This is a genomic window from Pseudomonas sp. PS02288 (genome assembly GCF_029959715.1).
Classification (GTDB): Bacteria; Pseudomonadota; Gammaproteobacteria; order Pseudomonadales; family Pseudomonadaceae; genus Pseudomonas_O; species Pseudomonas_O kuykendallii.
The window spans coordinates 33,991-47,331 of the sequence record NZ_JASCPA010000037.1; the positions used below are offsets into that span (position 1 = coordinate 33,991).

At 67.4% G+C, this 13,341-nt stretch carries 13 protein-coding genes and 1 tRNA gene; 9 read left to right on the plus strand and 5 right to left on the minus strand.

The features are described from left to right. The first annotated feature begins 150 nt into the window (after positions 1-150). The 8 genes from QMX85_RS15130 (at position 151) to QMX85_RS15165 (ending at position 9,438) form a co-directional block, all read left to right on the plus strand. Positions 151-582 (plus strand): DoxX family protein, encoded by a 432-nt coding sequence (locus QMX85_RS15130; RefSeq protein WP_282342197.1) that lies wholly within the window; start codon positions 151-153, stop codon positions 580-582. After that, entirely contained in the window at positions 579-1,142 is a 564-nt protein-coding gene (locus QMX85_RS15135; protein WP_282342174.1) for an antibiotic biosynthesis monooxygenase, read from the plus strand. The genes QMX85_RS15130 and QMX85_RS15135 overlap by 4 nt, the downstream gene beginning before the upstream one ends. 57 nt (positions 1,143-1,199) lie before the next feature. Beyond that, positions 1,200-2,018 carry an alpha/beta hydrolase gene (locus tag QMX85_RS15140; protein WP_282342176.1) on the plus strand — a complete coding sequence of 273 codons (819 nt, stop codon included), beginning with the start codon at positions 1,200-1,202 and terminating at the stop codon, positions 2,016-2,018. 145 nt (positions 2,019-2,163) lie between these two features. Then, entirely contained in the window at positions 2,164-4,005 is a 1,842-nt protein-coding gene (locus tag QMX85_RS15145; RefSeq protein ID WP_282342199.1) for an amidohydrolase, read from the plus strand. Positions 4,006-4,207: 202 nt separating this feature from the next. Further along, positions 4,208-5,791 carry an MFS transporter gene (locus tag QMX85_RS15150; protein ID WP_282342201.1) on the plus strand — a complete coding sequence of 528 codons (1,584 nt, stop codon included), beginning with the start codon at positions 4,208-4,210 and terminating at the stop codon, positions 5,789-5,791. Positions 5,792-5,828: 37 nt separating this feature from the next. Continuing rightward, positions 5,829-6,740 carry a LysR family transcriptional regulator gene (locus QMX85_RS15155; RefSeq protein ID WP_282342178.1) on the plus strand — a complete coding sequence of 304 codons (912 nt, stop codon included), beginning with the start codon at positions 5,829-5,831 and terminating at the stop codon, positions 6,738-6,740. A gap of 136 nt (positions 6,741-6,876) precedes the next feature. Next, a complete protein-coding gene (locus QMX85_RS15160; protein WP_282342180.1) occupies positions 6,877-7,830 on the plus strand; it encodes a GlxA family transcriptional regulator in 954 nt (317 codons plus the stop codon). Between the two features lie 228 nt (positions 7,831-8,058). Next, a complete protein-coding gene (locus QMX85_RS15165; RefSeq protein ID WP_282342182.1) occupies positions 8,059-9,438 on the plus strand; it encodes a winged helix-turn-helix domain-containing protein in 1,380 nt (459 codons plus the stop codon). 17 nt (positions 9,439-9,455) lie between these two features. Here QMX85_RS15165 and QMX85_RS15170 read toward each other — a convergent pair whose 3' ends face one another. After that, on the minus strand, positions 9,456-9,899 hold the full coding sequence (locus tag QMX85_RS15170; protein ID WP_090228174.1) for an AraC family transcriptional regulator: 444 nt from the start codon (positions 9,897-9,899) through the stop codon (positions 9,456-9,458). A 298-nt stretch (positions 9,900-10,197) separates the two neighbouring features. Here QMX85_RS15170 and QMX85_RS15175 point away from each other — a divergent pair, with 298 nt between their 5' ends. Then, positions 10,198-11,445 (plus strand): OprD family outer membrane porin, encoded by a 1,248-nt coding sequence (locus tag QMX85_RS15175; RefSeq protein WP_282342184.1) that lies wholly within the window; start codon positions 10,198-10,200, stop codon positions 11,443-11,445. Positions 11,446-11,510: 65 nt separating this feature from the next. Here QMX85_RS15175 and QMX85_RS15180 read toward each other — a convergent pair whose 3' ends face one another. From QMX85_RS15180 to dgt, 4 genes are all read right to left on the minus strand, one after another. Continuing rightward, positions 11,511-11,810: a hypothetical protein gene (locus tag QMX85_RS15180; RefSeq protein ID WP_282342186.1), complete on the minus strand. Its 300-nt coding sequence runs from the start codon at positions 11,808-11,810 to the stop codon at positions 11,511-11,513. Positions 11,811-11,825: 15 nt separating this feature from the next. Next, the gene (locus tag QMX85_RS15185; protein ID WP_282342188.1) at positions 11,826-11,963 is read right to left on the minus strand and encodes a hypothetical protein; all 138 of its coding nucleotides are present in this window, start codon (positions 11,961-11,963) and stop codon (positions 11,826-11,828) included. A gap of 55 nt (positions 11,964-12,018) precedes the next feature. Beyond that, positions 12,019-12,095 (minus strand) — tRNA-Met (locus QMX85_RS15190). A gap of 160 nt (positions 12,096-12,255) precedes the next feature. Beyond that, on the minus strand, positions 12,256-13,341 hold a 1,086-nt coding region (gene dgt, locus QMX85_RS15195; protein WP_282342190.1), incomplete at its 5' end, for a dGTP triphosphohydrolase.

The following is a 13,341-nucleotide window of genomic DNA, read 5'->3' on the forward strand; positions in this document are numbered from 1 at the left end:
CGCTCAATACAGCACATCCGTCCAATCGCGGGTCCGTCGCCCTGCGCATAGTGGAAACCCTCGTCCGGGCTCATCCGCCCGTGGCGGGCAACAGTGGCCGTATGCCGGCCACGCCCTTCATTACTTGCAGGAGAGGCGCTCGTGAACCGCATGCCTTGGCCACCCCGGCCCGACCTCGGTCTGCTTTGCCTGCGCCTCTGCGGTGCTTTCCTGTTGCTGGCGGTGCACGGCCTGCCCAAGGCGCTGAATTTCCGCGCCTCGCTGCTCACCATCGAGGACCCGCTGCACCTCGGCGTCTACCCCACGCTGCTGGCCGCGATCGCCGCCGAGGTGCTTTGCCCGCTGCTCATCGCGGTGGGCTGGTTCACCCGTCTGGCCTGCCTGCCGGTGATCTTCCTGCTGCTGGTCGCGCTGCTCTTCGTGCATCCCGAGTGGACGCTGGAGCAGGGCCAGTTCGGCTGGCTGCTAGTCGCGATCTTCTTCAGCCTCGCGGTGGCCGGGCCGGGGCGTCATTCGCTGGACGCACACTTCGCTCGCCGGCAGCGCCGCGCGGATTCCCTGGCAGGAGGCCACTCCCCATGAGCGGCGTCGATCTCAACGATGTCGTCACCCTGGTCATCCAGCACAAGGTGCGTCCGGGGCAACGGCCCGGTTACGAGGCCTGGCTCAAGCGCGCGGTGGCGGCGGCCAAGGAGCAGAGCGGCCATCTGGGGGTGAACGTCATTCGCCCGCAAAGCGAGGAGGGGTCCTTCACCACGGTGATCCGTTTCGCCGAGGCCTGGCAGCTCAACGACTGGATCGCCTCGGACCGGCGGCGCCTGCTGATCGAGGAAGTGCTGCCGCTGCTGGAGGATGGCGATCACCCGGAAGTGCACGCCGATGCCGAATTCTGGTTCACCCCGCCGCACCCGGACGTGCGCCAGCCGCCGAAGTGGAAGCAGGCGGTGCTCACCTACCTGGTGATCTGCCCGCTGACGATGCTGATTCCGCCGCTCTGGCAACCGCTGTGGCAGCGCTACCCGGCGCTCGCCGGCGTGGTGCCGAGCAACATGCTGGTGACCCTGTGCATCGTCGTGCCCGTGGTCTACCTGATCATGCCCTACGTCAGCCGCTGTTGCGCCGGCTGGCTCAACGCACGCTGATCCGGCCGCGCTGACGGCCACCCTCGTGTCATCAAACACAACAGAGAGGAACCCACCATGAGCACATTCACTACCCGCGACGGCACCGAGATCTATTACAAGGACTGGGGCAGCGGCAAGCCCGTGCTGTTCAGCCACGGCTGGCCGCTGGACGCCGACATGTGGGAATACCAGATGGAGTACCTGAGCAGCCGCGGCTACCGCACCATCGCCTTTGACCGCCGCGGCTTCGGTCGTTCCAGCCAGCCGTGGGAAGGTTACGACTACGACACCTTCGCCGACGACATCGCCGCGTTGATCGAGCACCTCGACCTGCGCGACGTGACCCTGGTGGGCTTCTCCATGGGCGGCGGCGACGTCAGCCGCTACATCGGTCGCCACGGTACCTCGCGGGTGGCCAAGCTGGCGCTGCTCGGCGCGGTGACGCCGATCTTCGGCAGGACGGCGGATTATCCGCAGGGCGTCGACCCGTCGGTGTTCGCCGGGATCCGCGACGGGCTGCTCAAGGACCGCGCGCAGTTCATCGCCGATTTCGCCACGCCGTTCTACGGCATCGACAAGGGCCAGAAGGTCTCCGACGGCGTGCTCACCCAGACTCTGAACATCGCGCTGCTGGCCTCGCTGAAGGGCACCGTGGATTGCGTCACCGCGTTCTCGGAAACCGATTTCCGCGCCGACCTGGCCAAGGTCGACGTGCCTACCCTGGTGATCCATGGCGACGGCGACGCCATCGTGCCGTTCGAGACCACCGGCAAGGTCGCCGCGCAGCTGATCAAGGGCGCGGAGCTGAAGGTGTATCCGGGCGCGCCGCACGGTTTCGCCGTGACCCATACGCAGCGCCTCAACGAGGACCTGCTGGCGTTCCTCGCCGGCTGATTTGGGGGAAGGCCGCATGACGTCCGATCCGAAGGACCCCAAACGCCGCCAGATCGTCGCCGCCGGCAGCCTGCTGGGCGCGGCCGGCGCCCTCTGGTCCGCCCTACCTTTCGCCGGACGAGCCGGCTACGCATTCGGAGCGAGCATGAACAACGCCGATCTGATCCTGTTCAACGGCAAATTCCACACCGTCGATCGTGAACGGCCGCAGGCCACGGCCGTGGCGATCAAGGACGGCCGCTTCATCGCGGTCGGCAGCGACGCCGAAGCCATGGCCACCAAGGGCGCGGGCACGAAGGTCATCGACCTGCGCAAGCGCACCGCCATTCCCGGCCTCAACGACTCGCACCTGCACCTCATCCGTGGCGGCCTGAACTACAACCTGGAGCTGCGCTGGGAAGGCGTGCCCTCGCTGGCCGATGCGCTGCGCATGCTCAAGGACCAGGCCGACCGCACGCCCGCGCCACAGTGGGTGAGGGTGGTGGGCGGCTGGAACGAATTCCAGTTCGCCGAGAAGCGCATGCCGACCCTGGCCGAACTGAACCAGGCGGCGCCGGATACCCCGGTGTTCATCCTCCACCTGTACGACCGCGCCTTGCTCAACCGCGCGGCGCTGAAGGTCGTCGGCTACACCAGGGACACGCCGAACCCGCCCGGTGGCGAGATCCAGCGCGACGCCAACGGCGAGCCCACCGGCATGCTGATCGCCCGGCCGAACGCGATGATCCTCTACTCGACCCTGGCCAAGGGGCCCAAGTTGCCGCTGGAATACCAGGTCAACTCGACCCGGCAGTTCATGCGCGAGCTCAATCGCCTCGGCCTGACCAGCGCCATCGACGCCGGCGGCGGTTTCCAGAACTACCCGGACGACTACGCGGTGATCGAGCAACTGGCCCGCGAGGACCAGTTGACCGTGCGCATCGCCTACAACCTGTTCACCCAGAAGCCCAAGGAAGAGCTGACCGACTTCAAGAACTGGACCGGCAGCGTCACGCTGCACCAGGGCGACGACATGCTGCGGCACAACGGCGCCGGCGAAATGCTGGTGTTCTCCGCCGCCGACTTCGAGGACTTCCTCGAGCCGCGGCCGGACCTGCCGCCGGGCATGGAGGCCGATCTGGAGCCGGTGGTGCGCCACCTGGTCGAGCAGCGCTGGCCGTTCCGCCTGCACGCCACCTACAACGAATCCATCTCGCGCATGCTCGACGTGTTCGAGAAGGTCAACCGCGATATCCCGTTCAACGGCCTGCCGTGGTTCTTCGACCACGCCGAGACCATCACCCCGCAGAACATCGAGCGGGTGAAGGCGCTCGGCGGTGGTATCGCCATCCAGGACCGCATGGCGTTCCAGGGCGAGTACTTCGTCGACCGCTACGGCACGCAGGCGGCGCAGAGCACGCCGCCGATCAAGCGCATGCTCGCCGAGGGGCTGCCGGTGGGCGCCGGCACCGACGCCACCCGCGTCTCCAGCTACAACCCCTGGACCTCGCTCTACTGGCTGGTCAGCGGCCGCACCGTCGGCGGCCTGGCGCTGTACGAGGAAGGCCTGCCGCGCGAGACCGCGTTGCAGCTGTTCACCCAGGGCAGCGCCTGGTTCTCGTCGGAGCAGGGCAAGAAGGGGCAGATCAAGGTCGGCCAGCTGGCGGACGTCGCCGTGCTGTCGCAGGACTTCTTCTCGGTCGAGGAGGAGGCCATCAAGCACATCGAGTCGCTGCTCACCGTGGTCGGCGGCAAGGTCGTATACGGCGCCGGTGAGTTCGACGGGCACGGCATTGCGCCGCTGCCGGTGATGCCGGACTGGTCGCCGGTGGTCAAGGTGCCCGGCCATTGGCGTCCGGCGTCGCCATTGCAGGCCCAGGTGCACCAGTGCGCCGGCCCTTGCGCGGTGCACGCCCACGGCCACGACAAGGTGCGCACGGCGAACGTGCCGGTGAGCGACTTCGCCGGCTTCTGGGGCGCGTTCGGCTGCTCGTGCTTCTCGTTCTAGCGGACTGCGGAGCTGTGCAAGGCAGTCGTAGGGTGGATGACGCTCTTTTCATCCACCAATTCACTGCTGCAAAGGTGGACAAAAAAGGCGTTGTCCACCCTACGAAAGGCGCCTTGGGGTGGGCCGGGCGGCATTTCCCACACTCGGCCTATTTTTTATCGAATTGATCGTTTTTCTTACGAGAGCCTCCATGGATAGCGCCATCAAATCGACCTCCGCCAGCCCCTGGAGCCCGCTGCGCACCGGCGTGTTCCGCTGGTTGTGGCTGGCCAGCATCGCGTCGAACATCGGCACCTGGATGCACGAGGTCGGCGCCGGCTGGCTGATGACCTCGCTCTCGGCCAGCCCGCTGGCGGTAGCGTTGGTGCAGGTCGCCGGCGCCTTGCCGATGTTCTTCCTCGCGCTGCCGGCCGGCGCGCTGGCGGACATCGTCGACAAGCGCCGCTACCTGCTCGGCGTGCAGCTGTGGATGGCCGGCGTGGCGGTTCTGCTCGCCAGCCTGACCCTGCTCGGCCTGATGAACGTGCCGTTGCTGCTGGTGCTGACCCTGGCGATGGGCATCGGCACCGCGCTGATGATGCCGGCCTGGTCGGCGCTCACGCCGGAACTGGTGGGCAAGGACGAACTGCCGGCGGCGGTGGCGCTGTCGAGCCTGGGAATGAACGTGGCGCGGGCCATCGGTCCGGCCGTCGCCGGGGTGCTGGTCAGCCTCAGCGGCCCCTGGCTGACCTTCGCCCTCAATGCGCTTTCGTTCTTCGCCGTGATCGGCGCGCTGTATGCCTGGAAGCGCACGCCGACGCCGAGCATCCTGCCTGCCGAGCGGCTGTTCGGCGCGGTACGCCTGGGCATCCGCTACGCGCGCAGCGCCCGGCCGTTGCAGGCGGTGCTGGTGCGCACCATGGCGTTCTTCGTCGGCGCCAGCGCGGGCATGGCGCTGTTGCCGCTGCTGGTGCGCAGCGAGCTGAAAGGCACCGCAGCCGATTTCGGCATCCTGCTGGGCTGCGTCGGCATCGGCGCGGTCGGCGGCGCGGTGCTGCTGCCTAGGCTGCGCCAGCGCCTGCGCGGCGACCTGATCGTCGTCGGGGCCAGCGCGCTGTATGCCGGTGTGCTGTTCTGCCTGGCGTTCATCCGCGAGTTCGCCCTGCTGATCCCGGTGATGCTGATCAGCGGCGCGGCCTGGATCGCCGTGCTGTCGAGCCTGCAGGTGGCCGCGCAGACCTCCGTGCCGAGCTGGGTGCGGGCGCGTGCGCTGGCGGTGTACATCCTGGTGTTCTTCGGCTGCAGCGCGGCGGGCAGCCTGCTGTGGGGCTCGCTGGCCAGCAGGGCATCGCTGGCGGTGGCACTGGCGGGCGGCGGCAGCCTGTTGCTGCTGGGCATCCTGGCGTCCTGGCGTTTCCGCCTGCCGGTCACCGCCTCGGACGACCTCGCGCCGTCGCTGCACTGGCCGGCGCCGGTTCTCGACGACACGCTGGACCGCGAGCGCGGCCCGGTGATGGTCACCCTGGAGTACGACATCCCGCTGGAGCATGCCGCCGCCTTCGGCGAGGCGATGCTGGCGGTACGCGCGATGCGCCGGCGCAACGGCGCGCTGTCCTGGGGGCTGCTGCAGGACAGCGAGCGTCCGCAGGTGTGGCAGGAATTCTTCTTCGACGCCTCCTGGCTGGAACACCTGCGCCACCATGGCCGGGTGACCGTGGCCGAGCAGCGCATCGAGCAGAACGCGCGGCAGTACCAGCGCGACGGCGTGGCGGTGAAAATTCGCCACCTGCTCGGGGCTGCGCCATGATCGGCGCCTGTCGCCATGCGGGCAAAGGGAGGCCGCGATGAACCGTAACGATCTGCGCAAGGTGGACTTGCAGCTGCTGGTGGTGTTCGAAAGCCTGATGCACGAACGCAACCTCACGCGCACCGCGGAAAAGCTGTTCCTCGGCCAGCCGGCGATCAGCGCGTCGCTGCTGCGTCTGCGGGATTTCTTCAACGATCCGCTGTTCGTTCGCAATGGCCGCGAGATGGAGCCGACGCCGCGCGCGCTGGAAATCTTCCGCCGCCTGCCGAGCGCGCTGGACGGCGTGTCCCAGGCGATCAGCGAGGTCCGCGACTTCGCCCCGGAAAGCAGCGACGCGGTATTCCGCATCGGCATGTCCGACGACGTCGAATGCGGGCTGCTGCCGCAATTGCTCGCCCACCTGCGCCAGGCGGCGCCGGGTTGCGTGATGGTGGTGCGCGCCGCCAACTTCCTGTTGCTGCCCGGCCTGCTGTCCACCGGCGAGATTTCCATCGGCATCAGCTACACCACGCAACTGCCGGCCAACGCCAAGTGCCGCACCTTGCGCAACATTCGCGCACGGGTGCTGCGCGCCGACGACGGCACGCCGCCGCTCACGCTGGACGACTACTGCGCGCGGCCGCACGCGCTGGTGTCGATGTCCGGCGACCTGTGCGGCAACATCGACCAGGACCTCGCGCGCCTGGGGCGCTGCCGCAAAGTATCGCTGGCGGTGCCGCACTTCGTCGGTCTCGGCGCCCTGCTCAGGGGCTCGGACCTGATCGCCACGGTGCCGGATTACGCGGCCGAGGCACTGGTCCTCGGTGGCGGCCTGCGCGAGGAGGAGCCCCCGTTCGAGATCGTGCCGTCCAAGCTGACCATGGTCTGGCGCGCCGCCCAGGACCAGGACCCCGCCGAACGCTGGCTGCGCCAGCAGATCGTGCAGTTCATGAGCGCCGCCGGCGACTGATCGCGGGCGCCGGCGCCCATGGGGCAAACCTCGTACCCCTCTTTAGTGGGGCTGCTCGGCAACACCGCCTCGCCTGTCAATCCTGCCGCCGGGCTCGGATAATGGCGGCCATGATTGTTGCCAGGTTGGCGGGTTTATGACGAAGACGGTCGGGATCGTGCTGTTCCCCGATATGCTGATGCTCGATGTGGCGGGGCCCATCGAGGTGTTCTCCATCGCCAACCGTTTTCTGAAACCGGGCGACTGCTACCGGATCTCCACCATCGCCTTCGGTGATCGCGCGGTGCGCTGCTCCAACGGCATCGTCGTGCAGGCGGAAGTGCCCGGCGAACAGGCGAGCGGCGGCTACGACGTGTTGCTGGTGCCCGGCGGGCCGGGTGCCTACGGCGGCGTGCACGGCGAACTCTGTGCCTGGCTGGCCGGCGCCGCACGCGCCTCGAGGCGCTACGGGGCAATCTGCACCGGCGCCTTCATCCTCGGCGAGGCGGGTTTGCTCGACGATCAGCGGGTGACCACCCACTGGCATTATCTGGAGCGACTGGCGCGGCGCTTCCCGCGGGCGCGGGTCGAGACCGACAAGATCTTCATCGCCGACGGCGGGCTGCTTAGCTCCGGCGGCGTGACCGCGGGCATCGACCTGGCGCTGTCGATCCTCACCGACGACCATGGCAGGAAGCTCGCCCTGGATGTCGCCAAGGTGCTGCTGGTGGTGATGAAGCGCCAGGGCGGTCAGGCGCAGTTCAGCCCGCAGCTGCCGGAAGCGCTGCCGAATTCCTCGCCCGTCGCGCTGGTTCAGCAGTACGTCGTCGAGCACATCCAGGAGCCGTTCAGCGTCGAGCGCATGGCCGGCCTGGCGAACATGGGCGCGCGCAATTTCGCCCGGGTTTTCGCCCGCGAGGTGAACATGACGCCCATGGAATTCGTCCTCAGCGCGCGTATCGACTGCGCGAGAAACCTGCTGGAGACCAGTGACCTGCCGCTGAAGACGGTCGCCTTCAGGAGCGGTTTCGGCAGCACCCGGCACATGCGCTGCCTGTTCAACGAACGCCTCGGGCTGACGCCGGTGCAGTACCGCTACCAGTTCGGCTAATGGCGCTTTGCTGGCCATCGCCGGCGTCGCATCCGGTTTGGCAGTTTCGCGCACTCAGTTGGCAGTTCCGCTTCCCTCGCCGCCGTTTGCTTGTCGGCCAGAGTTGGGAAAATACGGCCATCGCAGAGAAAGGAGGAGCGCGCCGCGTCGGCAGGGCACGCTTTACAGCAGTGAAACAAGGCGAGCCTGGCCGGGCCACAGCGCCCACTGGCCATGCACGATTTCAATATGTCCCCCGAGGAGAAGGGCCTGCGCTTCGGCCGCTTCGTACTCTATCCGCAGCGGCGTCTGCTGCTCGATGGCGATCGCCCGCTGCGCATCGGTGGGCGGGCGCTGGACATTCTCCTGGTGCTGGTGGAAAGCGCCGGCAAGATCGTCAGCAAGGAGGCGATCATCTCCCGCGTCTGGCCGCGCACCTTCGTCGAGGAAATCAACCTTCGCGTGCACATCTCCGCGCTGCGTCGCGCGCTGGGAACCTGCCCGGAAGCGCGCCACTACATCGCCAACGTGCGCCAGCGCGGCTACAGCTTCGTCGCTTACGTCGAGCAGGTGAACAACGGCGGCGTGCAGCTGTTGCCCTTTCGCAGCGAACTGCCGGTGCGCCTGACCCGCATCGAAGGCCGCGACCCGCTGATCGAGGAGATGCAGCGCAAGGTCGCTTCGCGCCGGCTGATCTCCATCGTCGGTCCCGGCGGGGTCGGCAAGACCACGGTGGCGCTGCGCGTCGCCCAGCAATCGCTCGGACGCTTCCGCGACGGCGTGCGCTTCATCGACCTGTCGACGCTGGAGGCGGCGGAGCAACTGCCATCGAAGGTCGCCACCGAGCTGGGCCTCGAGACCGGCGAGGGTGAGCCGCTGGCGCGGATCGCCGAATTCCTCCGCGAGCGGCAGATGTTGCTGGTATTGGACAACTGCGAGCACCTGATCGACGGCTGCGCCCGTCTTGCCGAGGACCTGCTTCGCGCGGGGCCGGCGGTTTCGATCATCACCACCAGCCGCGAGTCGCTGCGCACCGAGGGCGAGTACGTCCAGCCACTGGCCGCGCTGGAGGTGCCACCGGCACGCAGCCGCCTCGGTGTGCGCGAGGCGCTGCGCTATCCGGCGTTCCGCCTGTTCGTTCGCCGGGCCAAGGCGCGTCAGGCGGATTTCGTCCTGCAGGCCGCGGACGTCCGGCGCATCTGCGAAATATGCCGGCGCCTGGGCGGCATGCCGCTGGCGCTCGAGCTGGCGGCGGCGCAGGTCGATGCGCAGGGCTGCGTCGGTGTTCTCGCCTGGCTGGACGGCCCCGCCTACCTCGACGCCCTCGGCCGACGTACCGCGCCGGCCCGGCAGCAGACCCTGCGCGCCTCGCTGGACTGGAGCTTCGCCCTGCTGGACGACGAGGAGCGCGGCTGCCTGTTGGCGCTGGCGGCGCTGGATGATGGCGTGACGCTCGCCGAACTGGCGTGCGCGGCCTCGATGGACGAGCCGCGGGCGTCGGCAAGCCTTTCCCGGCTGCTGGCGAAGTCGCTGATCTCGGTGGAGGCCTATGGCGCGGCGGCGCGCTACCTGATGTCGCTGTGCCTGCGGATCTATCTGCGCGAGAAGCTCGCCGGCGCGCCGTCCTGAGCCATGCGGCGGCACGCTCAGGCGCGCAGGCGATGGGTGATCTGGGCGATCTGCTGCAAGGCCAGGGCGCCATGGCGTTTCCAGGCCAGCGGCGTAGAGCCGACCATGCGCACGAACACCCGGCAGAAATGCGCCTGATCGAAGAAGCCGCATTCCATGCTGATCGCGGTGAGCGTCAGGTCCGACTTCAGCAGCAGCGTCTTCGCCTTCTCCACCCGTTGATGACGCAGCCAGTCGTGGGGCGACTGGCGGGTGCTTTCCTTGAATTTGCGGGTGAAGTGGCTGCGCGACAGCGCGCAGGCCTCGGCCAGCCGAGTGACGGTGATCCCGGCATCGAGGTGAGCGAGGATCAGCTCCTTGGCGATCCGTTCCTGCCAGGGTGCCAGGCCGCCGATGCCGGGCAGCGGGTGGTCGGTGAGCGTTTCGCCATGGGCGAGAGTCGTGTGCAGGGTTCTGTTCATCGCGATACCCGTTCGAGCGGTTGTACGCCAGAGGCTGGCACGGCTGCCGCTACACCGTTTGGGCGGAGCAGGTGATAGCGATTCTCAAGCGAGGGGCTGGCGAGAACGAGTTGCGTATTGTTAATTAAGGTTAAGGGCGGAACCGCCGGCGAGGCGGCCGCACGGCCGGTCACGCAGCGGCACGGGCGTACAATTCAGGCCGCGGGAAGTCTGCAAGAGTGGCCAGCCCGATCCCGCAGATGACCGCGCCATGCTCTCCATTCGACTGGTTTTTCCACCCCTCTTCTGGCTGTGCTGCATGAGCCCGGCGCATGCCGGTGGCGATACGGACGGAACCCGTCTGCAGGTGCTCGGCCGCAACTTCTACCTCGATACCGACAACCACGGTGCGCTCGGCGCCGACAACCGCGAGTGGGCGCAGGGATTCATCGCGCTCTTCGAGTCCGCCTTCACCCCCGGCGTGGTCGGCGTCGGCGTGGATGCCCACGGGTTCGCCGGGTTTCGCCTGGACAGCGGGCGCGGGCGCTCCGGCACCGGGCTGCTGCCGGTGGACGACGAGGGGCGGGCGGCGACGGATTACTCGGATGCCGGCCTGGCGCTCAAGCTGCGTGCCGCCGACATACGCCTGAGCGTGGGCGAGATGGAGGTGGAAACGCCGGTTTTCGATACGGCCGACAAGCGCCTGCAGCCGGAGTACGCCAGCGGTGCGCTGTTGCAGGGGGCGGTGCAGGGCTACGACTGGTCGGCGGGGCGTTTCCATGCCTTCAGGAACCAGAACGAAACGAGCTCGGACAGCGATTTCGACGGCTACGGCGCCAGCACCCGCGGCTCGTCGATCAGCTTCGCCGGAATCCAGTCGCCAGGCAGCGAGCCCTGGGGCGGCGCGCTCTATGCCGGCTCGCTCAGCGACACCTGGAATCAGCTCTATGCCAACCTGCACCAGCGCACCAACTTCGCCGCCGGGCGATCCTTCAGCTGGTCGCTGGATGCCTATCGCACCCGCGACACCGGCAGCGCCAAGGCCGGCGCCATCGACACCCTGGCCTGGAGCCTGTTCGGTAAACTGACCCTGGGCGCCCAGGCCTTCGCGCTCGGCTACCAGAAGATCCACGGCGATACGCCGTTCGATTTCGTCGGCGGCGACTCCATCTACCTCGCCAACGCGATCAAGTACACCGACTTCAACGGGCCCAACGAACGCTCGCTGCAGGCGCGCTACGACCTCGACCTGGCCACGCTGTTGCCCGGCCTGACCTTCATGGCGCGCTACGTTCGGGGCAGCGATATCGACGGCACGCACGCCCCGCTGGACGGCGCCTACACCCGCTTCGACGCGCAACTCCAACAACAGGTGCCGACGCAGGGCAGGGGCGGCAAGCACTGGGAACGCGACCTCGACCTGGCCTACCGCGTCGCCTCGGGCCAGGCAGCGGGCACGCTGCTGCACTTCACCTACGTCAGCCACCGGGCGAATGCGGCCCAGGCGGGACGGGACATCGACCGCATCTACCTGGTGATCGAATACCCGTTCGAGCTGATTCGCTGACGCCCGATGCGGCGTCGGCCGCGCATGTCGCTATCGAGGCATGCGTGCAGCCTTGGGCGACGCCGTTACTGGTCTTTCGCCCGGGACAGTTCCTTCGCCCGCGCCGTCGATTCTGCCAGGCGTTCGCGCACCTCGGCCACGATCTGGTCGAAGCCTTCTTCGCTGTCGATCCGGCTCTGCGGGAAAACCACGATGCACGGGTCGATGTTGGCGGGGTCGTAGACCTGCAGTTCGATATCGGTTCCGTTGGAGACGATTTCCGTCCTGAAGGGCTCGAAGGCGTGGCGCAGACCTTCGACGGATTTTTCTTCGGGCGCTGTCATGATGGCTTCTTCTCTCTGGAATGCGGGCGAAGTGCCGGGCATGTCCTTTCGAGTTTTTCAGCCTGCGACGGTTCGGCCGACGGTGTTCCGGTCATCCGGATCATCGGGCGGCATCGCGGTGTAGTCGGCGAGGAGGGCGCCGGAAGCGTCGGCGAGCGCCGGGATTTTTCCAGGGGAAAACAAAAAGGCCTGCATCGCTGCAGGCCTTTTTGTTTTGTCGATTCGCTCGTTTCGAGCGTGCCGACAAGAGTGGTTGCGGGAGCCGGATTTGAACCGACGACCTTCGGGTTATGAGCCCGACGAGCTACCAGACTGCTCCATCCCGCGTCTGTGGGTGCGCATTCTACAGTCCAAAGAAAAGCTGTCAACCGCGTGGCTGAGAAAAAATTGTTTTTTCTTCAATTATTTAGCGCGAAGGCCCTGCCATCGCGATTTCTCGCACGCGATCCATGGGCGGCAGGCGCGCGGGAGACGCTGTACGGCGATTTCACAGCGCGGAGAGGGTGCGGTATTCGTCGTGGGCCGACTGGTCGGTCAGGCCGCTGACGAAGTCCTGCAGCAGCCGGCAGCGGTGGTAGAACTCCCAGAGCGTCGGGTCGTCACCCTCGGGCAGTTGCCGTAACGCTTCGAGGTAGGCCTTGATGTCGGTATCGGCCAGGCGTTTGATCAGCAGCCGCAGGTGCAGCGGTTTGCTTGAGCTGCCCTCGGCAAGGGCGCGGAACGACGCTCCGGATTCCGCCATCAGCGGCGCATAGAAATCCAGCAGTCCCTGAAGGATGCGAAAGCCCTGCAGTTCCAGGGTTTCCACCTCGCGGTGGCTGAACACCTTCTCGCGGGCGACCTCCTTGAAGGTGTCCACCATCGCCTGGTGAATGCCGCCATCCTCCATGAGCGCCCGGTCGAGTCGCCCGTGGTAGACGTCCTCGATATGCTCGATGAACTGCGCGGCGGCGTGCTTGACCAGCGGGTGGGTCATTCCCACGCGCAGCCAGATGAAGAACTCCCCGGTCTTGTTCACCGTCTCCCGGTGGGCGCGTTGCAGGGCGTAGTCCACCACCGCGCGGAACGGTTTGCGTGCACCGGGAATGCTCGCCTCGGCGTCGCTCAGGCTGGCGAACTTCTCGGTCAGCATCTGGGCCAGCCGATCGATATCGAGGATGCCTTTCTCCACCGAGTCCTCGATGTCCGCCAGGCAGTAGGAGATGTCGTCCGCCGCTTCCATGATGTAGGTGAGCGGATGACGCGTGCCGGGCGGCATCGCCAGCGCGGCGCACTGGGCGTCGATGTAGTCGCTTTCCGAGAGGTAATAGCCGGGCTTCTTGTTCAGATAGGCCCCGGGGCTGCCGCGCTCGGGTTTCGGCTGGCTGGCCGGGCGCACGTACTTGAGCAACCCGGCGGTCTGCGTGTAGGTCAGGTTGAGGCGCAGCAGGCGCACCGCGAGGCGGATGGCCTGGGCGTTACCCTCGAAGTTCTTCAGGTCGCGGAGCATGGCGCCGCGCAGCGGAGCATCGCGCGGTGCCGGCACCGCGCGCTCGAAAAGGCCGTCGAGGTGGCGCTCGAACCAGGCGTTGAT

Bases quoted from the DNA above. Each gene is read 5' to 3' on its own strand.
- QMX85_RS15130 (WP_282342197.1), top strand. From the start codon at position 151: ATGCCTTGGCCACCCCGGCCCGACCTCGGTCTGCTTTGCCTGCGCCTC.
- QMX85_RS15135 (WP_282342174.1), top strand. From the start codon at position 579: ATGAGCGGCGTCGATCTCAACGATGTCGTCACCCTGGTCATCCAGCAC.
- QMX85_RS15140 (WP_282342176.1), top strand. From the start codon at position 1,200: ATGAGCACATTCACTACCCGCGACGGCACCGAGATCTATTACAAGGAC.
- QMX85_RS15145 (WP_282342199.1), top strand. From the start codon at position 2,164: ATGAACAACGCCGATCTGATCCTGTTCAACGGCAAATTCCACACCGTC.
- QMX85_RS15155 (WP_282342178.1), top strand. From the start codon at position 5,829: ATGAACCGTAACGATCTGCGCAAGGTGGACTTGCAGCTGCTGGTGGTG.
- QMX85_RS15160 (WP_282342180.1), top strand. From the start codon at position 6,877: ATGACGAAGACGGTCGGGATCGTGCTGTTCCCCGATATGCTGATGCTC.
- QMX85_RS15165 (WP_282342182.1), top strand. From the start codon at position 8,059: ATGTCCCCCGAGGAGAAGGGCCTGCGCTTCGGCCGCTTCGTACTCTAT.
- QMX85_RS15170 (WP_090228174.1), bottom strand. From the start codon at position 9,899: ATGAACAGAACCCTGCACACGACTCTCGCCCATGGCGAAACGCTCACC.
- QMX85_RS15175 (WP_282342184.1), top strand. From the start codon at position 10,198: ATGAGCCCGGCGCATGCCGGTGGCGATACGGACGGAACCCGTCTGCAG.
- QMX85_RS15180 (WP_282342186.1), bottom strand. From the start codon at position 11,810: ATGCCCGGCACTTCGCCCGCATTCCAGAGAGAAGAAGCCATCATGACA.
- QMX85_RS15185 (WP_282342188.1), bottom strand. From the start codon at position 11,963: ATGCAGGCCTTTTTGTTTTCCCCTGGAAAAATCCCGGCGCTCGCCGAC.